General features: G+C 50.6%; 19 protein-coding genes and 1 pseudogene. 6 read left to right on the plus strand and 14 right to left on the minus strand.

The features are described 5' to 3' along the window. Nucleotides 1-658 (minus strand): IS1-like element IS1A family transposase gene (locus OGY72_RS17630; RefSeq protein WP_249362192.1). Its coding sequence is split into 2 segments (ribosomal slippage), with 659 coding nucleotides annotated over them: nt 1-409 and nt 409-658; the frame shifts between segments, so codons are not numbered across the junction. This gene is flagged as partial in the annotation. 57 nt (nt 659-715) lie between these two features. Between OGY72_RS17630 and OGY72_RS17635 the strand changes: the two are divergent. Next, nucleotides 716-1,291: pseudogene (locus OGY72_RS17635) on the plus strand (DMT family transporter); the annotation flags it as partial. A 31-nt stretch (nt 1,292-1,322) separates the two neighbouring features. On the opposite strand, the gene OGY72_RS17640 reads toward OGY72_RS17635, so the two are convergent. Beyond that, nucleotides 1,323-2,996, minus strand: coding sequence for a methyl-accepting chemotaxis protein (locus tag OGY72_RS17640; protein ID WP_286548542.1), 1,674 nt, complete (start codon nt 2,994-2,996; stop codon nt 1,323-1,325). Nucleotides 2,997-3,290: 294 nt separating this feature from the next. On the opposite strand from OGY72_RS17640, the gene OGY72_RS17645 reads away from it, so the two are divergent. Continuing rightward, entirely contained in the window at nt 3,291-3,995 is a 705-nt protein-coding gene (locus OGY72_RS17645) for an IS6-like element IS26 family transposase (RefSeq protein WP_001067855.1), read from the plus strand. On the opposite strand, the gene OGY72_RS17650 is transcribed toward OGY72_RS17645, so the two are convergent. The 11 genes from OGY72_RS17650 to OGY72_RS17700 form a co-directional block, all read right to left on the minus strand. Then, the gene (locus OGY72_RS17650) at nt 3,886-4,401 is read right to left on the minus strand and encodes a type I restriction-modification system subunit M N-terminal domain-containing protein (RefSeq protein WP_286548560.1); all 516 of its coding nucleotides are present in this window, start codon (nt 4,399-4,401) and stop codon (nt 3,886-3,888) included. The genes OGY72_RS17645 and OGY72_RS17650 overlap by 110 nt on opposite strands. A gap of 203 nt (nt 4,402-4,604) precedes the next feature. Beyond that, entirely contained in the window at nt 4,605-6,473 is a 1,869-nt protein-coding gene (locus tag OGY72_RS17655) for a DUF262 domain-containing protein (protein WP_286548562.1), read from the minus strand. A gap of 70 nt (nt 6,474-6,543) precedes the next feature. Beyond that, nucleotides 6,544-6,855, minus strand: a complete 312-nt coding sequence (locus OGY72_RS17660; protein ID WP_000582609.1) for a hypothetical protein — start codon at nt 6,853-6,855, stop codon at nt 6,544-6,546. 58 nt (nt 6,856-6,913) lie between these two features. Further along, entirely contained in the window at nt 6,914-7,627 is a 714-nt protein-coding gene (locus OGY72_RS17665) for a helix-turn-helix transcriptional regulator (RefSeq protein ID WP_182966429.1), read from the minus strand. 102 nt (nt 7,628-7,729) lie between these two features. Further along, nucleotides 7,730-8,479, minus strand: coding sequence for a YaaW family protein (locus tag OGY72_RS17670; RefSeq protein ID WP_000257250.1), 750 nt, complete (start codon nt 8,477-8,479; stop codon nt 7,730-7,732). Nucleotides 8,480-8,621: 142 nt separating this feature from the next. Next, nucleotides 8,622-9,008, minus strand: a complete 387-nt coding sequence (locus OGY72_RS17675; protein ID WP_223863122.1) for a hypothetical protein — start codon at nt 9,006-9,008, stop codon at nt 8,622-8,624. A gap of 74 nt (nt 9,009-9,082) precedes the next feature. Beyond that, nucleotides 9,083-9,322 (minus strand): DeoR family transcriptional regulator, encoded by a 240-nt coding sequence (locus tag OGY72_RS17680; protein WP_042080396.1) that lies wholly within the window; start codon nt 9,320-9,322, stop codon nt 9,083-9,085. Further along, complete coding sequence (locus OGY72_RS17685) at nt 9,301-9,765, minus strand: lecithin retinol acyltransferase family protein (RefSeq protein ID WP_023293479.1); 465 nt, start codon at nt 9,763-9,765, stop codon at nt 9,301-9,303. Before OGY72_RS17685 ends, OGY72_RS17680 begins: the two co-directional genes overlap by 22 nt. 58 nt (nt 9,766-9,823) lie before the next feature. Continuing rightward, entirely contained in the window at nt 9,824-10,252 is a 429-nt protein-coding gene (locus tag OGY72_RS17690; protein WP_049012548.1) for a DUF2787 family protein, read from the minus strand. 46 nt (nt 10,253-10,298) lie between these two features. After that, nucleotides 10,299-10,730: a hypothetical protein gene (locus tag OGY72_RS17695; protein ID WP_286548566.1), complete on the minus strand. Its 432-nt coding sequence runs from the start codon at nt 10,728-10,730 to the stop codon at nt 10,299-10,301. Further along, entirely contained in the window at nt 10,723-11,076 is a 354-nt protein-coding gene (locus tag OGY72_RS17700; protein ID WP_053520775.1) for a hypothetical protein, read from the minus strand. The genes OGY72_RS17695 and OGY72_RS17700 overlap by 8 nt, the downstream gene beginning before the upstream one ends. 567 nt (nt 11,077-11,643) lie before the next feature. Here OGY72_RS17700 and OGY72_RS17705 point away from each other — a divergent pair. The 4 genes from OGY72_RS17705 to OGY72_RS17720 all read left to right on the plus strand — a co-directional run bounded on the left by OGY72_RS17705 (nt 11,644) and on the right by OGY72_RS17720 (nt 15,309). After that, nucleotides 11,644-11,943, plus strand: coding sequence for a hypothetical protein (locus OGY72_RS17705; protein WP_286548568.1), 300 nt, complete (start codon nt 11,644-11,646; stop codon nt 11,941-11,943). Between the two features lie 131 nt (nt 11,944-12,074). Beyond that, a complete protein-coding gene (locus OGY72_RS17710; protein WP_437263556.1) occupies nt 12,075-12,905 on the plus strand; it encodes a tyrosine-type recombinase/integrase in 831 nt (276 codons plus the stop codon). Between the two features lie 84 nt (nt 12,906-12,989). After that, nucleotides 12,990-14,903, plus strand: coding sequence for a DUF927 domain-containing protein (locus OGY72_RS17715; RefSeq protein WP_286548576.1), 1,914 nt, complete (start codon nt 12,990-12,992; stop codon nt 14,901-14,903). A 49-nt stretch (nt 14,904-14,952) separates the two neighbouring features. Then, nucleotides 14,953-15,309 carry an Arm DNA-binding domain-containing protein gene (locus tag OGY72_RS17720; RefSeq protein ID WP_048994182.1) on the plus strand — a complete coding sequence of 119 codons (357 nt, stop codon included), beginning with the start codon at nt 14,953-14,955 and terminating at the stop codon, nt 15,307-15,309. Nucleotides 15,310-15,364: 55 nt separating this feature from the next. Here OGY72_RS17720 and OGY72_RS17725 read toward each other — a convergent pair whose 3' ends face one another. After that, complete coding sequence (locus OGY72_RS17725) at nt 15,365-16,549, minus strand: tyrosine-type recombinase/integrase (protein WP_045332297.1); 1,185 nt, start codon at nt 16,547-16,549, stop codon at nt 15,365-15,367. Nucleotides 16,550-16,746 lie beyond the last annotated feature (197 nt).

The raw sequence follows: 16,746 nt of genomic DNA on the forward strand, positions 1-16,746 counted from the left end.
TTGTCATGCAGCTCCACCGATTTTGAGAACGACAGCGACTTCCGTCCCAGCCGTGCCAGGTGCTGCCTCAGATTCAGGTTATGCCGCTCAATTCGCTGCGTATATCGCTTGCTGATTACGTGCAGCTTTCCCTTCAGGCGGGATTCATACAGCGGCCAGCCATCCGTCATCCATATCACCACGTCAAAGGGTGACAGCAGGCTCATAAGACGCCCCAGCGTCGCCATAGTGCGTTCACCGAATACGTGCGCAACAACCGTCTTCCGGAGCCTGTCATACGCGTAAAACAGCCAGCGCTGGCGCGATTTAGCCCCGACATAGCCCCACTGTTCGTCCATTTCCGCGCAGACGATGACGTCACTGCCCGGCTGTATGCGCGAGGTTACCGACTGCGGCCTGAGTTTTTTAAGTGACGTAAAATCGTGTTGAGGCCAACGCCCATAATGCGGGCGGTTGCCCGGCATCCAACGCCATTCATGGCCATATCAATGATTTTCTGGTGCGTACCGGGTTGAGAAGCGGTGTAAGTGAACTGCAGTTGCCATGTTTTACGGCAGTGAGAGCAGAGATAGCGCTGATGTCCGGCAGTGCTTTTGCCGTTACGCACCACCCCGTCAGTAGCTGAACAGGAGGGACAGCTGATAGAAACAGAAGCCACTGGAGCACCTCAAAAACACCATCATACACTAAATCAGTAAGTTGGCAGCATCACCCGATTTTCTGCGGGCTTATCTGCGTCAATTTTGCCGAGCTGCGCCAGGGCCTGCCGGGCTTCACCCCCGCCCGTTACGGGAGCGGCATCGCGCTCGCGGTCATCTCGGTTATCTGCTGGGCCTGGTATGCGCTGCGCAACGCCCGCTGGCTGCGGGAAAACCCCGACAAACACCCGATGATGTGGGCGACCGCGCAGGGGCTGGTGACGCTGCCGGTTTCACTGGCGGGTTATATTGCGGCGTGCCTGTGGCTGGCGGCGGGCGACAGCGGTTTCGCGCTGCCCTTCGGCCCGCGCCCCGGCGTGTTTATCGCGCTGATGGTGGCTATCGCGCTGTGCTGCTCATGGATTGGCGCGCTGTGCTGGAATATCGCAAGCCAGCGTCTGCCGACGGTGATCCTCGGGCCGCTGATTGTTTTCGAAACGCTGGCCGGGCTGCTCTATACCTTTTTGCTGCGCCAGAGTATGCCGCCGCTTCTCACCCTGACCGGCATCGCGCTGCTGGCGCTGGGCGTGGTGATGGCGGTGCGGGTAAAGATCGTGCCGGTAGCGGCGCGCGCCGCGCAGGAGACGCCATAAAAAAAGGCCCGTCAGTGACGGGCCTTAAGGCTCAGAAGTTTTCCCAGTTGTCGCTGCCGCCGGCCGGGGCGGCTTTCAGGCTCACCGCAGGCTCCGGCGCACTGAAGGATGACGCCTTCGGCGCGGCGCTCGCCATGCGGGACTGGGCGCGGTTGAGTTTAAACACCGCGACCGCCTCGTTCAGTTTGCCCGCCTGATCTTCCAGGGCGGCAGCGGCGGCGGCGGATTCTTCCACCAGCGCGGCGTTCTGCTGCGTCACTTTATCCATCTCGGAGACCGCAAGGCCAACCTGGTCGATGCCACGGCTCTGCTCATCGGACGCGGAGGCGATTTCGCCCATGATATCGGTCACGCGCGTTACCGCACCGACCACTTCTTTCATGGTTTCACCCGCTTCACGCACCAGCTGCGAACCCGCGTCAACGCGGTTGCCGGAGTTCTCGATAAGCGCTTTGATCTCTTTCGCCGCCTGGGCGCTGCGGCTTGCCAGCGTGCGAACTTCACCCGCCACGACCGCAAAACCACGGCCCTGCTCACCGGCGCGCGCCGCTTCCACCGCCGCGTTGAGCGCGAGGATGTTGGTCTGGAACGCGATACCGTCAATCACGTTGGTTATCTGGGCAATCTGGTTAGAGCTGGCGGCGATTTCATCCATGGTGCGCACGACGCCATCCACGACTTCACCGCCTTTCAGCGCGGTTTCCGACGCGGTACGCGCCAGCTGGGTCGCCTGACGGGCGTTATCAGCGTTCTGTTTCACCGTTGTGGTGAGCTCTTCCATGCTGGCGGCGGTTTCTTCCAGCGACGCGGCCTGCTGCTCGGTGCGCGAAGAGAGATCGTTGCTGCCCGCAGAGATTTCGCTCGCGCCGGTAAAGATGGTGTCGGTGCTGTCGCGCACGGTGCTGACCGTGCGGGCCAGCGACTGCTGCATGTCGTGTACGTTGCGCGCCAGCAGCGCCATTTCGTTATTGCCGTCGGCGTCGATAGGCTGCGTCAGATCGCCTGCGGCAATTGCGCGGATGTGCCCCATGACGTCATGCAACGGCAGCAGGAGCACGCGGCGCATCGCCACCCAGCTAATCACAATCACAGCCAGCACCAGCACCATAATGGCGGAGAGGATCCACATAATGCGCTGGTACTCGCTTTCGTTATCCTTCACGCCCTGGCTGGCCAGCTTCGCCTGCTCGGCACGCCACTCGCGGTAGACCACCTGCATCGCGTTTTGCTTCTTCTCGGCGTTCTGCTTGAACATCTCTTCAAGCTTGCCTTCCGCCAGCAGCTTGTTCATCTGCGCGAGCGTCGAAGAAAAGATGCGATACTGCTCTTCCAGACGGTCAACGAGCGGTTCATTCATGCCCGGCGTTTCCGGCAGCGCAAAATATTTATCGTAATGACTTTTCGCGTCCGCCAGCTGCGTATTGGCCGTGTTGACCAGTTCGGTCAGCTGACCGCCGTTGATCTGGTTCGCCATGCTGCTTTGCAGGCGCAGCATGCCGCGGTTCAGCGTGACGTGCGTCTGGTTGAGGCTATTCCACGCGTCGGTAAATTCCGCCACGTTCTGGCTGGAGAGTTGCGACACGTTAAAATTGTCTTTGTCGTTATTGAGCGCGCTAATAAAGATGCCCGCTGCGATAAGCTGCATCGCACCCAAAACGATCAGAACAGTAATTAAAAGGGTTATGACTTTTATACGTTTAAACATGAATGGCCTTAGTGCTGGTGTAATCTGATGTGTATCTATCGGCAGGACATTCGGATTATTTAACGCGCCAGCCCCGGCGCAGCGCGGTTTCCAGTTATTTCCTGATAGCGATCAGTAGCTTAGTCATGAAAATATTTTTGTGACGCACCTCTCATTTTAATCCCCCTCCCCGAAAGGGTTATAGCCTGTTTTTAAAGATGCATTTAATATACATCTTATATAAATGATGAGGGCACTGTTGCAAATAGTCGGTGGTGATAAACTTATCATCCCCTTTTGCTGATGGAGCTGCACATGAACCCATTCAAAGGCCGGCATTTTCAGCGTGACATCATTCTGTGGGCCGTACGCTGGTACTGCAAATACGGCATCAGTTACCGTGAGCTGCAGGAGATGCTGGCTGAACGCGGAGTGAATGTCGATCACTCCACGATTTACCGCTGGGTTCAGCGTTATGCGCCTGAAATGGAAAAACGGCTGCGCTGGTACTGGCGTAACCCTTCCGATCTTTGCCCGTGGCACATGGATGAAACCTACGTGAAGGTCAATGGCCGCTGGGCGTATCTGTACCGGGCCGTCGACAGCCGGGGCCGCACTGTCGATTTTTATCTCTCCTCCCGTCGTAACAGCAAAGCTGCATACCGGTTTCTGGGTAAAATCCTCAACAACGTGAAGAAGTGGCAGATCCCGCGATTCATCAACACGGATAAAGCGCCCGCCTATGGTCGCGCGCTTGCTCTGCTCAAACGCGAAGGCCGGTGCCCGTCTGACGTTGAACACCGACAGATTAAGTACCGGAACAACGTGATTGAATGCGATCATGGCAAACTGAAACGGATAATCGGCGCCACGCTGGGATTTAAATCCATGAAGACGGCTTACGCCACCATCAAAGGTATTGAGGTGATGCGTGCACTACGCAAAGGCCAGGCCTCAGCATTTTATTATGGTGATCCCCTGGGCGAAATGCGCCTGGTAAGCAGAGTTTTTGAAATGTAAGGCCTTTGAATAAGACAAAAGGCTGCCTCATCGCTAACTTTGCAACAGTGCCGGCAGAGCTTTCAATAGCGACGAAGATACTGTTTAAATCAGCATTCAGCCTGTCGTTGGTGTTAGCTTTAGCGGCAACGTTGCAGAACAGCTGGCTCGGGTATATGAAGTAACCTTTAGTCCTGATGGCATCGTCTTTGATGTCATCGGTAATGATGCTGTCATCAAGTGCTGCATAATGTATGCTCTCATCCCCTGCTTCCATGTAGCTGGAAAAATTCTCACTGATGAAGCGGTAGAAAAGTGCACCGAGTACATACTGTTTAAAATCCCATCCGTCTACGGAGCCTCTGACATCATTGGCAATGGCCCAGATTTGACGGTGTAGCTCTGCACGCTGCTGAAGGCTTGTCATTTTGTATCCTGTTGTATGATTCTTAAGTACTGTTATTGGCCCGATTTTATCGCAATTTCATATTGATGACAGGCTTTGTATGTCATACGTTGCACTGAGAGTTCGTTTGCCCGGTTGTGTAGCCAACACTCTTTCAGTCAGGCCAGTAGAAACGTTGTGCTGACGATAAATACTGAAGCCCCAATACTATCGGGGCTGAACGTTCAGTCGGTGAGAATTTCTTCATCCGTATCCATTGTGGATGGTGATGAATCTATTTTTGTTGTAAGAAATACCCGATTCAGCAGTCTTTGCTTCAGGGCGTTTCTTCGCTCATTGTAGAATTCCGGGAAGCGACTGAACTCAATATTGTCATCTGAAACTAACAACATTGATGGCGTATAGTTGTTTGATGAATGAGATAGCCATTGTTTCAGGGATGTATCCTGTTTACTTATATTCTGAGAGTGATTCAGTAAATGAAGATTCGGTATGGTGTCCCAGTGTTCCGGGTTTTCATAAAAGCCTAGATTTTTTGGTGAATTCGCAACATAATCTAATTTTTTAAGATATTTCTTTGAAAAATGATTTCTTGGGTGAAGGTGATCAATATGAAACACCTCGGTCGGATTCATTTCAGGGAACAGAAGATGCAATAGTGCGCGGCAACGACCTTCGCCATATCTGATATTGAGAAGGCTTTCGATGTATTCGTCGTCAAATCTGAGGTCCTTATTCGAGCCTTTATATCTGTCAATAATCTTCTCAAGAGGAAAATGAATATCTGAAAGACTATTTTTCATTACATCTCTGATGCTCGTGAGTAGCGCATCGGCCTGGCTTCCAAAGATCCCTTTCAGAAGTACCATGTAAAACCACTGGCTAATTACTGAGCGTTCATTGTGGTTTTTATTCAGGAGATTAATCGTTGTATATAATGGATATCCACTGGTTTGCTTTTTGTAAAGCCAGTAGACCACAGGAATGACTGCATTTTTAGATATCAAAGACTGTGGATTGATGCCGAATCGCCTGATAAGAATAAAGGTCTCCTTGATACAGGATTTTATTTCAGACCATTGCTGTTGTATCTTACCGACCTCCTCTGAAGTGAAGTTTTTTACTTTGAACCGGACGTCAGAGTCAATAAGCATCAGGCTGGTTTTTAAGAACCAGTCTCTTTCAATATAAAACCCCATCTCGTTGTTCTGATAAATATTTTTTGTCAGTTCATCCAGTTCTCTTCTGAAATCCCCCTGCCAGTGCGCTACCGCTATTGACATCAGTAAGTCGGAGAACTCAAGTTTTGTGCCCCCGCTGTTCGTGCGTATGAAAACATCCAGCACATGGTCAATATCCTGACTACTCTCATTGAAGTAGTGGATGATGTTCTCAGTTCTTATTTTTGTATAAAGTCTCAGCAGAGTTTTTCTGGAAAACTCACTGGAAATGAGTCCTCTTTTTTCGAGTTCTGGTTCGACAACGTTAAATAAAATATCATCCGGAGAATCATGTTGCTCGTATTTGAATATTTCGTGCAGGCAGAACCAGTGATGTTTGTTGTCTGTAAGTGAATCAGCGTATTGCTTCTCGGTGAGGAACCTGAAGTTGTACTTCATCATGAGTTCGTCGTCTGACTTAAGTGGCGCTGTTAAATCGACGTAAAGCTTTCTGGGTGGCAGGATGCGATCATCCTGTGCCGAAGGCCACCACATCCGGGGCTGTTTATACGCATACGTTCCACACAATCCAATATATAATGATGTGAGACGCTGCTGACCATCAATCACCGCCTTGAAATCATGAAATCCAGCATTTGTTGCTACGCAGGGGTTTTCTTCATTAAATCGCTGACAGTATTCTTTCAGGAATTCATAGAATTTGTAATCGTTTTTAATACTGGCACTACGGATATCCCACATCATGAAAGAGTTTATCGGGTAGTCTCGCATGATGGAATCAAACAGCAAACATATTTGACTGCTGCTCCAGACGAACTTCCTCTGAATTGCAGGCAGAAGATAGTGGCGTAAATTAATTGAATCTATCGCTTGTTTTATCGTTATTGCTTTTTCATACTGGCCAGCCATCATAAACCTCATATGTTATATTAGCTGGCCTATTTTAATTTATTGCGTGTCGGTAGTACAGTCTTTGTACAAACTAATTTATGCAATGGAAAAGCTGACGGCTCGGTTTGTGTTTTTCATTCGGGTAGACTCGCATTGCGGATGCACAAAGTGATGAAACCTGTCTTGCTATATTTTTACCGAAGTTAACAAGAAGGCCGTGCTTTATTTTTTCACCCTCTGCCCTGATGCTGATGATAAAGCTGAACTGATATACGATTACCTCAATGAGGTCATTGCCAAATGTTATAATGGCGGCGTTGTTTATTTCATGTTCATAATCCCTCAGGTCAGTGTTAAGTCTTGCGGTCGCATCTACAAGTGCGTATTCTTTATCGATAATCATAACTTTCTCACTTATCATGTTAATGTGATTTAATCATCACTAATAATATGTTGTGATTTTAATTACGATTATTCGTCTGTTTACTCCCGTAATGCATTATCTGATGAATAATGTTCATGTGGGGTAAGGCTTCCATAAAGTCAGACTGTTCAATCAGCGAAATGAGTGTGTTATCGATCTCAAACGTTGTATCCGGTAATACCTCAACCAGCCTGATTCGGGACAGGGAAATAACGAACACGCCCGATGACGTACATCCGGCAAGAAACCACTCCGCATGGCTGCAAAGCAGACGGTAGGGATGAACGGTATGGCTGACGTTTTCGTCGGTTCTGATACGCACCCGGGTCTGGTTAAGTATGGCGAGCGTCAGTCTGCTGAAATCACCGAACAGCGTGGGTTTCTGGCGCGGCTCCGGTAGCATAATCCTGTAGGGCGAGGGGCGTTCCCCGTCAAGCATCAGGCTCAGCAGTTTGGCGTCCATCGCGGGTAACAGACGGTCAAGATGCAGCAGTCTCGCCAGTATCTTCATATCCCGTTCCGTGCGGCGACGAAAGTAATGCGAAGCAAGCTGATACACGCCGTTGCTCTGTTCAATATCAAGGTACGTCAGACGGACGTTGAAATCCCGTCGCAGCGTTCGCGTCGTCACTCCAAATTCTTCTGCCAGCGTCCCGATATGCAGCTTTTCACCCTGAAACAAACGGCTCAGGATGATGGAAAGGCGGGTTGCCAGTCTGTCATGTTCGTTTTCTTGTGTTATCAGCGTCATACATCATTTCCGAATTTAGCCGGGAAATAATGCCAGCAGTAGCGGACAGGATTTGTCCGCCCTCTGAAGTTTTTTAAAGTCTGAATACCTTAAATGTAAGTGCTAAACGTCAGTATTCTCAGGTGAATAAAGATGCTTCTGGCGCATGTAGGCAATAAAAATGCAGGATGGTAGCGTCACCCGGTATGCGGGACCGGCTAAATCAATCAGCAGCCAGAGAGAACTGAGCACCCAGCCCACGGGACCGGCAAAAGCGCCCATGGTACGCGTCAGCATGGCATTTCCTGCAACGGTCAGCCCTCTGCCTAACAGGGCTTTCGCCACACCATTTGTGACAACAAGTGCCATCTGATAGGCCGCAAACCCGGATGTTTTTATCCCCGCCTGGATTGCCATGGTCAGCAACTCCGGCGTGGGGTTGCTGTAGCCTGTCTGCAATTCTTCCGCCACGGTCTTTAGCTGGTCAGGCGTCATCTTCTCAAGACTTTTCTCCAGGATCTTCATCAGCAGATTCATTTCAATGGTTTCAACACTGGATTTGTTGTTGTAGTTCACCTTCATTTTATCGCAGGCATCGGTGAGAATTTCCCGGTACAGCACCCCTTTACCCCAGCGGAGCAGCGTGGCAAAGCTGTTCGCCCCAAACGTCTGAACCTCGGCGGCAATGGCATCCCAGTAGCGCGGGTGGTTGGGCTTGTGTTTTTTATACTGAGGATCATAGGTCAGCGTTTCCGTGATGCGTGCCAGTCCGTCTTTCGGATCGCAGATAAGCACAGAAACCAGTAAATCCAGATCGTCACGATGGCAGTGGCGCAGAAACTCAAGGTCGGGGTCGTGTCGGTAGGTAGCCATATTTCACCTCATTGCAGATATTGGACCTGACAGTTTAAGGAAGCCACCGGACAGGGCTTGTCCGCCTGAAAAACAAAAAAGTAAAAAAAACCTGCCCGAAAGCAGGTTTCTGTTCACCGGATAGAGGTATAACGCGTCGGGATTACTTTCCGCGCCATTCCTTTTCCACTTTATCCGCAAAGGCATCGCACTGCCGGGCATATTCCGGGTTATACAGAAGCTCCGACTGCGAAAGTTGCATGGCGGTCATGCTGCCGTTACGGGCATTTGATTCGAGCCAGGTTCTGCCATAGGTCTTGTTCATCACCTGAAGTACCCTGTTGAATACCGGTCCGTTGATGCGGGCATTGAGATTGACGCCTTTTAACTGAAGGCCGCTGTCGCTGGTCTGGGTCAGGCGGGTGGAGTACATCGCGCAGAAGGTCGAATTGGTAATCATCTGAGCGTCAGCCTGCTCGTCGGCGAACGCGCTGTGGCTGAAGGCGGAAAGCAGAATTGCGGCGGTTAACAGTTTTAAAATTTTCATCATGTTCCCTTATGGATTGAAAAGCGGAGACAGCCTGCCATACGGAGTGGTCAGGAGATGTCCGACAGAGAAAAAAGTCAGGGTTTCAGCGAGGGAGCCAGTCGCCAGCGGTGAGGGCCAGCGGATTCCAGCACAAAGGCCAGTTGAGCGAGGTCCCGTCTTGCTGTGCGGGGAGACACGTCAAACTGCCGGATGATGTAGCGAACAGATATTGTCTGACCGTAAAACAGCACCATGGTCAGCCGGATAAGCCGTTCTCCCTGTCCGGTGACACGTTGCCTGCAACGGCTGGCTTTCATCGTTGCCATACGCGCCATCGGTCCCCTTTCTGAAAAGAATCAAGGTGTCTGGCAAGCCAGATATCAGGGCACGAATCGCCGGTAACGCAGCGGGCAGTAAACCGGTGGCAGTTAAAGTCGAGCAGGCTATAAGGATAGCGCTGACCCACTGCCGCCTTTGCCCGTTCAGCGGCCTGCGCACAACCCTGAGGCGTCAAATCCATACAGTCGGTATACACCGAGATAGCGGAGTTCCAGCCATCGAGCCGGTCAAGAAACCCTTTAGCCTTACTTTTGATAACGGTTCCATCGCCATCAAGATGAACAATATCGCCGTTACCCACATAGATACCGCTGTGTGCGGCAAGGCCAAAAAGCAGTTCGCACTGCACGATACCACCGTAAGCCGGTTCATCGACGCAGGAGAGAATGCAGTTATCGATAAAAGAATCCACGAAGTTCAGCAGCAGAAGCCGGTACATAACAATCAATTCCTTACTACGGGGGAGAGGGGGGATGCGGGGGAAACGTAGTGAACACTCAGCTTTCCCACAACGTACGGACCGTGAAAACCCCCATATCGTGGTAAGCCATAAAGTTACTTTCCCATAGCGACCAGAACTCACGGGCGTCGACATGAGAGATATCGCCACAACGGGAAAGCCACGTGTATTGTTGCGTCCAGCTCACATCGACATCTTTTTCAAGCTCAGGCCATGGATGCCCTGCATAGTGAAAATCGGTGACGTAATCGAGCTGCCAGTCTTCTCCGGCAGGGATGAGGCGTATTTCGACCGGATGCCAGCCGCCCTTTTCCGGTGAGTATTCAGGGTCACGGAAGTTAATGGTTAATCCGGTGATGGGGTGACGATGAGGCGGTTTTTGCGCGAGGATATCCAGAAGCAGTTGGGTAAACGACCGGGAGAGAGGCAACACATAGCCGCCCTGCAATATTACGGGTGATGACATAGTGAATTTCCTGATTTTTGGTTAACAGAACACAGAAAAAGCGGGGTTAGTCCTGGCTGAGCGCAGCAAGCTGCGTCATACGATGCTGCCAGTCGGCATAGCAGCGGTGCATAAAGAGTCTGCTGCTGTCCGCTTCGATAAGGCAGATATCCGGACTTCTGAGCACAGCAGCAAGAAACCCGGCGTTATTGGTGCTGCCCTGACCAAACAGTGGGCGAAATACACGGGACGGAAAGCTGTCTGGCTGCTGTTCCAGAATGGCGTGAATCGCATCAAGCGCTATCCATTCACGGGAGAACAGGCCCCCTTCGCCATTGGCGGTTAAACGCAGGGCAAGGCTTCCGGTTTCACCCTCTTTACCCAGCTCATACGTCAGCAGACCCTTACTGTGGGGACTGATTTTCTCGGCGTCCCCACTGTAGAACACGGTATAGTTTTCGGTGACGGCGGCTTCGGTAGCGATTTTTTTCTTACTCATGGTTCAGCGCCTCAATCAGGTTCCGGAGTTGAGTGATAACGGTTGTGTCCGGGAACACCAGATAGATACCCTGTCCGTTATCGCAGACGATGCCGAGCAGGAGATACCAGCCATCATCAAGCGCGGTGACGTATTCAGGGTTAGCCAGTGCCACTGCCAGCAGCGGGTCTTCGGGGAGTGTGTCATCGTGGTTGAGATGCCAGAGCAGGGTTCCCGTTTCGTTCCAGAAGGCGGTAAACAGGTCGATATCATCGACGGGTCCAAGAATTTCATTGCTGAGGGACGCCAGTGCGGAGGCGGGCAGGTTGAGAAGGGGAAGACTGGTGGGGGTCGTGAGTTTAAACATGATTATCTCCATAAGTAATTGATTCATATTGATAATATGTTTTCAAATGACTTTTAGTTACATTTTTTTTACGTTGTTTGCTTGTTCTGGATTATGCCCTTAAATTTAGTGGTGGGCTGGCGTTAAATCCCGTTTTTTTCCGATTTGCAGCATTTTGTAAGCAAATTAGCATGAGCTGTTTTAACTGAAAATGAGAGAACGCTTGCGCACAATTGCTATTGATTTTCTTACTTATTTTCTCAATCACAAAACGCCTTAAATAGTTCAAAAAACAAGCAACACCCCATAATCGATATTATTTATGGAGAGAAACGACGTTCAGGCCTGAAAGTGGGGGAGTGGCACTTTCAGGAGATTAAGGGGGCAAACAGGCCTCTTTAACGCGTGCTTTTCTCACCAAAATGTCAGAGTCGGTGATTTGCACTTCAGTATTTCTGCCAATACTATTCGCTTCATGTGCTGGCCAGCATCTAACTCAATACCCTTAATTTGTATTAATTGAGCGAGATGTATGCATTATGAAACCCGATAGTTCTTTAAACCTAATAACGCTGACAATGAAACAGAATGATGTTGATTCTGTGGATGGTCGTTTTTGTAAGTCAGCGCAAAACATCAAAACCAGCGTTGACGTTGATGATTGCTGTGTTGAACCAATGGCCCGACATCGCAGCCCAAAGAATCAAAGAGAGGCATTCACTAAAGCTTTTTTTGATGAGTGTAAAACCCGTGCAATACAAACTGGCCGGACTATCGAAGCCAGCGATACAAAATGTACCGGGCTTAAGGCTATATTCCACTCATCCGGACGCATTAAGTTTATTGTCCGCAAAAGTATTCGCGGAAAGAATGTTTACGTTGCAGTAGGAAGTTACCCTGAATTTTCCATTAATAACGCAAGGGAACATGCCTTTAAAATAATTCAGGAGCTTAAGGCTTCCGTTGAGACTTATGGTGAGCGTTTTCTTACGCACAGCAAAATAACGTTTAATGAACTTGTGGAACAGTATGTGAAATGCGTACTTAACACGGGCGTTAAGCGTTCAGCTAACACCGACCTTTCTAAGATCCGTAAATACCTGCGCCCTCTTCTCGGTGACAAAAAGCTGGCAGGTATGACGGAGGCAGATATTCTGAGCTATCTGCATAATCTCGATCTCAAGCCTGCCACCCGCAACCGCCATCTGGCGCTCATTAAAGCGGTGTTTACCTGGGCTATACGCATGGGATACATCAGCCGCTCTCCGGCGCTTTATATCAAAGCGCTGCCTGAAGTGACGTCAGATCGCCGCGCCATGGATGACTCCCAGCTTCAGCGCTGGATGGAAGTCTGTGAGTGCTGGCGTAATGGTAAACCCGATCATGAAGCCCTTGCTCTTCTCATGTTCCTTGCCCTGACGGGGCTGCGTCTGGGGGAAACCCGTCACCTTCGTCTTGAAGATGTGGACTGGAGCCGCAAGGTTATCACCCTTCGCCATACCAAAAACGGCAAACTACGCCGTGTACCGGTATGTGATAAGGCTTTCGTTCTTCTGACAGAACAGCGTCAGCATCTGGGTGATGAAGGCTGGGTATTTCCGGGCAAGGGAACCGACAATCCGGTTGCTGAGCCACGTCGCCTGCAAAAACGACTTTGTGAGGCTGCGGGTATTCCACCGTTCACCATCCATGAGATGCGTCATACCTTTGCGACAAAGCTCATTGAGAGCGGGGCCGACATTCACACCATCAAAGATTTATTGGGTCACAGCACTATCAAAGTAACCGAAATATATGTGCACAGTTCGCCCGCGCGTTACCACGAAGTCGTTAACCGGGCGATGGGGTAACAACCTTCACTCAACGGTATGGTTTTTAACTATGGTTCTGATGCACCCGTTTTCTGACGGTGGCGTAATTTGATGGTAATACACATGAATAAAAAAGTGACAACTAATGTTCCTAAGGTTTCCGGGATTAAGCGTATTCGCGTTTTTGCTGACCGCGATAAAAATTTCACCAAAATGTCGGAGGCAATTATCAGGCGTGCTGAAAAGACTGAAGTCGGTGAAGATGATATCGCTTCACTCGGTATTAGTGATGGGCTGCCACGGCATTATGTGAATACGGCTGATGGCCTTTTCTACATCGGTGGACAGAAACCTGTGCTGGTTTGCGGTACGCCAGTTGTGCCTGTCGCCCTGTTTTGCGGGAAAGATAAGGAGTCCAGTCTTGGGATTCGCCTGATGACCGGTAACGGGCTGGGTAAGTATGTTAAGGCCCTGGTGCGCTTTGAGGATATTGTTCAGAGCGGTGCTCAGGTAGTAGGCAAACTGGCAGATCGTGGATTTTGTGTTGGCTCCTCTCCACAGCAGTTTGCCCTTTTTGACCGTTTTCTTCAGCGCTGCCGGAGTTTACCGCTGCCTGTCTATCTGATGGCAGATGCGATGGGATTCGTTTCGGAGGATATGGCCTTTTTACATGGTCATGAGCCCGTTGTGACCTCTCTGACCGGGTTTGATTATCTGCTGCCGGGATTCCGCGTGCGTCCCGGACTGCACAAAGGTGGGGCTCTGGAGGAGTGGATTAACCTCATCCGGGAAAATGTCCATGGCTGGGCGCAGACCTTTGCGCTGAGTGCGTCCTTTGCTTCGATGCTTCTGGTTCCTGCCGGTATGGATGTGGGCATGTTTCATTTTCACGGCGTATCCACCACCGGTAAAACGCTTCTCCTGATGCTGGCTGCATCGGTCCATGGTGATGGCAGCGAGCCGGGTAGTGGGGGGAATGTAAATATTATTCGCTGGAATACCACGCCTAACGCGATGGAGCGCCTTCTCGCTGACTATTCCGGTCTGGTCGCCTGCGTCGATGAACTGGGTGCGAGTAATCATAAGCAACTTTCCTCACTGCTTTACAACATTACGTCAGGTACGGCAAAAGAGCGCCTGAACCGTGGCCTGACGGCAGATGAGCCGTTTAAATGGCGCATGTTTATTCTCTCCACCGGTGAGATGTCAATCTCCGAAAAGCTGGCTGAACAGAAAGCCGTGTTACAGGGAGGGCAGGAGCACAGGGCCATCAGTATGGAACTGTTGCCTGAGGATGCTCAAAAACCGGATGAACCGGTATCAGAAACACGTGCCCGTGCAGATGCACTGAAGACGGGGCTGGCAGAGGCTTATGGTTATGCCGGGCCTGCATTTATCGGCAAACTGTTATCCGGGAAAAATACGGCTGGCGGTCTTCGCACCTACGCAGAGTTTTCATCCTGGCTCCAGGAACAGACAGATGATTGCTGTAACGCACTGGAAGAGGCCCTGAGGGATGAGGGGCGTGATATTACCCGCGTTCAGCGGCGCGGACTGAAAAGATTTGCGCTGGTATGGCTGGCAGGAGAGAAGGCGCTGAAATATGGCCTTTTACCTTTCGAAAGCGATGCGGTGGCTGAATCCGTTATGTCCGCTGCACGACGCTGGCTGGATGATAACCAGAATCAGTATAACCCGGTGCGTAACATGCTGGAGGAGCTTCAGCTGACGCTGGTGACAAAAAGCAGCAGGCACTTTATCACCCTGCGTGACGAACATGCCCGATGCCCGGGAGATATGTGGGGATTCGTCCATTACAAAACCGGCGACTTCCTGATTTATGAATCGGTGTTTGAAAAGCTCTGTTCTGAAAAGGGACTTAAGACCGTTGATGTGGCCAGACCGTTAGAGCGTTCCGGTTATCTGCTTGGCGAAAGTGCCGGACACTATAAAAAAAGAGCGCTGAAGACGATGGCGCAGTCTTACTACCAGGTCAAAAAAGCGTTTCTGAAATGCAATGTGATGACCGAATTTTAACCCTGAATAAAACCATTTTGACTGAATAACAACCAATAGAAGGTGATGTATGATTTTTGAATCAGACCAGTACTATGACGGTTTTCCTCACGCTATCAGCAGCGAAAATGAAGAAAAAACCTCATTCAATGATTACGCTCTGGTTAACACACTGGCGGAGTGCCTTTATCACGGCATTTCTCGTGAAATCTTCGATGGCAGCGAGCCTGCGCTCCGGGCCGTCATTGCCAACGGTGAGATTAAATTCCTGGCTCGTTATACGCTTAGAGGGGCCTGCTATTATGAACCCCTCGGCAGGTTCCCTCGTATGTCTATTAAAGACGCGCGCGAGTGTGCACGTGAACTCTATAACAGATTTGATGATAACCGGGTGCCGGATGAAGAATATGGGGCCATCCCGTTCTGACTGATGGCTGAACAGTAAAAAAAAAGCAGGGGCACTTGCCTCTGCTTTTCTGTTATCACAAGGACGGTAGCTGAGCCGTTATCCTTTCCGCCAGTAACTGACTGGTGTTCTGTAAGCGCTGAGGATGAAGATGCGCATACCGTTGTGAAGACTGACTGCTGCGGTGCCCCAGTTGAGCCTGAACGTCATACAGTGTTCCGCCGTAGGACACGATGAGGGCGGCAACCGAATGGCGGCAGGTATGAATACACACTTCCTTGTCGAAAATTCCCGCCCGACGCACGATACGCTGAAAGGCTTTAACCGGGTTACTCAGCGGCATTCCCTGTTTTTTACCAATAAACAACCACGGATTTCCCCGCTGCGTTGGCAGCGTTCTGATTACGTCCATCGCCAGTGAGTTAAGGTGAACAATCCGTCCATAGCCATTCTTGGTTTCAGGGAGCCACAGGGTGCGTTTAACCGGGTCAACATGCTCCCACTTAGCCAGACGCAGCTCATCACGACGAAGGCCGGTCAGTAACAGCAGTTTGACATAGCGGGCAGCTACAGGGCTGGTATCGTTATCGGCGGAGAGAAAAATACGACGAATTTCGTCCTCGGTAAAATAACGCTGTCGGGCGTTGTTCTCCCTGAGTAGCTGTACCACCCTTGCCGGATGAACAGAGGTCATGCTTTGCCTTCCGGCCCATGTAAAGACGGCTTTAATGAGTACGATGACACGGTTACAGGTAGCCGCTGACAGGGAAGTACTTAACGTCTGCTGAAGGCGCAGAATGCTCGCTGGTGTGATATCGCTCAGCAGCCTCTGACCAATGGCGGGACGGATATGATCGCGGTAGCGCTGAACATCCTTTCCCCAACTGCGTTTAGCGGATTTTGCCCATGGCAGATAATGCTGATTAAAGAGTTCATCGAACGTCAGCTCCATTCTCTTGTTTTCACGCTCCTGCTTAGGGTCAGTGCCGGTGGCAAGGGAACGTTTGTGTTCTATGGCAATCTGACGAGCAAGATTGACGTCCACTTCAGGCCAGTGACCAATGGCGATGGCGCGTTTTCGTCCATGATAAAGGTAGCGTAGCAAAAACTTTTTACGACCTTCTCTTCTGCTGACCAGACACTTGAGGCCGGAAATCTCGGTGTCGCTGTATTCGGCATCGGTACTGCGTGCATCGGATGTGTTAGGGGGCAGGGATTTAATGAGCTGATTAGTAAAACGGAAGCGTTTCGGGCTGGACATATAACCTCCTGTGACTGGTTTAAAGAACGTCAGGGTTGACCCATCCCCGGTACGGCACTTTTTATGGCTAAGCTGACTTTCTGGCGTGGCGAAGGATATGCAGGTGCCACATGAGATGAATGAAGACGAGAAATGCAGTAAGAACAAGCTTTACGGTCCAGTTCTGGTCTTAATGGAAAAAACACCGGTGGGGGATG

Source organism: Citrobacter sp. Cpo221, from assembly GCF_030332345.1.
GTDB lineage: Bacteria > Pseudomonadota > Gammaproteobacteria > Enterobacterales > Enterobacteriaceae > Citrobacter > Citrobacter portucalensis.

Coding starts and splice junctions, on each gene's coding strand:
- OGY72_RS17695 (WP_286548566.1), bottom strand. CDS start 10,730: ATGAGTAAGAAAAAAATCGCTACCGAAGCCGCCGTCACCGAAAACTAT.
- OGY72_RS17670 (WP_000257250.1), bottom strand. CDS start 8,479: ATGGCTACCTACCGACACGACCCCGACCTTGAGTTTCTGCGCCACTGC.
- OGY72_RS17715 (WP_286548576.1), top strand. CDS start 12,990: ATGAATAAAAAAGTGACAACTAATGTTCCTAAGGTTTCCGGGATTAAG.
- OGY72_RS17680 (WP_042080396.1), bottom strand. CDS start 9,322: ATGGCGCGTATGGCAACGATGAAAGCCAGCCGTTGCAGGCAACGTGTC.
- OGY72_RS17650 (WP_286548560.1), bottom strand. CDS start 4,401: ATGACAAGCCTTCAGCAGCGTGCAGAGCTACACCGTCAAATCTGGGCC.
- OGY72_RS17665 (WP_182966429.1), bottom strand. CDS start 7,627: ATGACGCTGATAACACAAGAAAACGAACATGACAGACTGGCAACCCGC.
- OGY72_RS17675 (WP_223863122.1), bottom strand. CDS start 9,008: ATGATGAAAATTTTAAAACTGTTAACCGCCGCAATTCTGCTTTCCGCC.
- OGY72_RS17705 (WP_286548568.1), top strand. CDS start 11,644: ATGATGTTGATTCTGTGGATGGTCGTTTTTGTAAGTCAGCGCAAAACA.
- OGY72_RS17690 (WP_049012548.1), bottom strand. CDS start 10,252: ATGTCATCACCCGTAATATTGCAGGGCGGCTATGTGTTGCCTCTCTCC.
- OGY72_RS17685 (WP_023293479.1), bottom strand. CDS start 9,765: ATGTACCGGCTTCTGCTGCTGAACTTCGTGGATTCTTTTATCGATAAC.
- OGY72_RS17645 (WP_001067855.1), top strand. CDS start 3,291: ATGAACCCATTCAAAGGCCGGCATTTTCAGCGTGACATCATTCTGTGG.
- OGY72_RS17700 (WP_053520775.1), bottom strand. CDS start 11,076: ATGTTTAAACTCACGACCCCCACCAGTCTTCCCCTTCTCAACCTGCCC.
- OGY72_RS17720 (WP_048994182.1), top strand. CDS start 14,953: ATGATTTTTGAATCAGACCAGTACTATGACGGTTTTCCTCACGCTATC.
- OGY72_RS17655 (WP_286548562.1), bottom strand. CDS start 6,473: ATGATGGCTGGCCAGTATGAAAAAGCAATAACGATAAAACAAGCGATA.
- OGY72_RS17660 (WP_000582609.1), bottom strand. CDS start 6,855: ATGATTATCGATAAAGAATACGCACTTGTAGATGCGACCGCAAGACTT.
- OGY72_RS17640 (WP_286548542.1), bottom strand. CDS start 2,996: ATGTTTAAACGTATAAAAGTCATAACCCTTTTAATTACTGTTCTGATC.
- OGY72_RS17725 (WP_045332297.1), bottom strand. CDS start 16,549: ATGTCCAGCCCGAAACGCTTCCGTTTTACTAATCAGCTCATTAAATCC.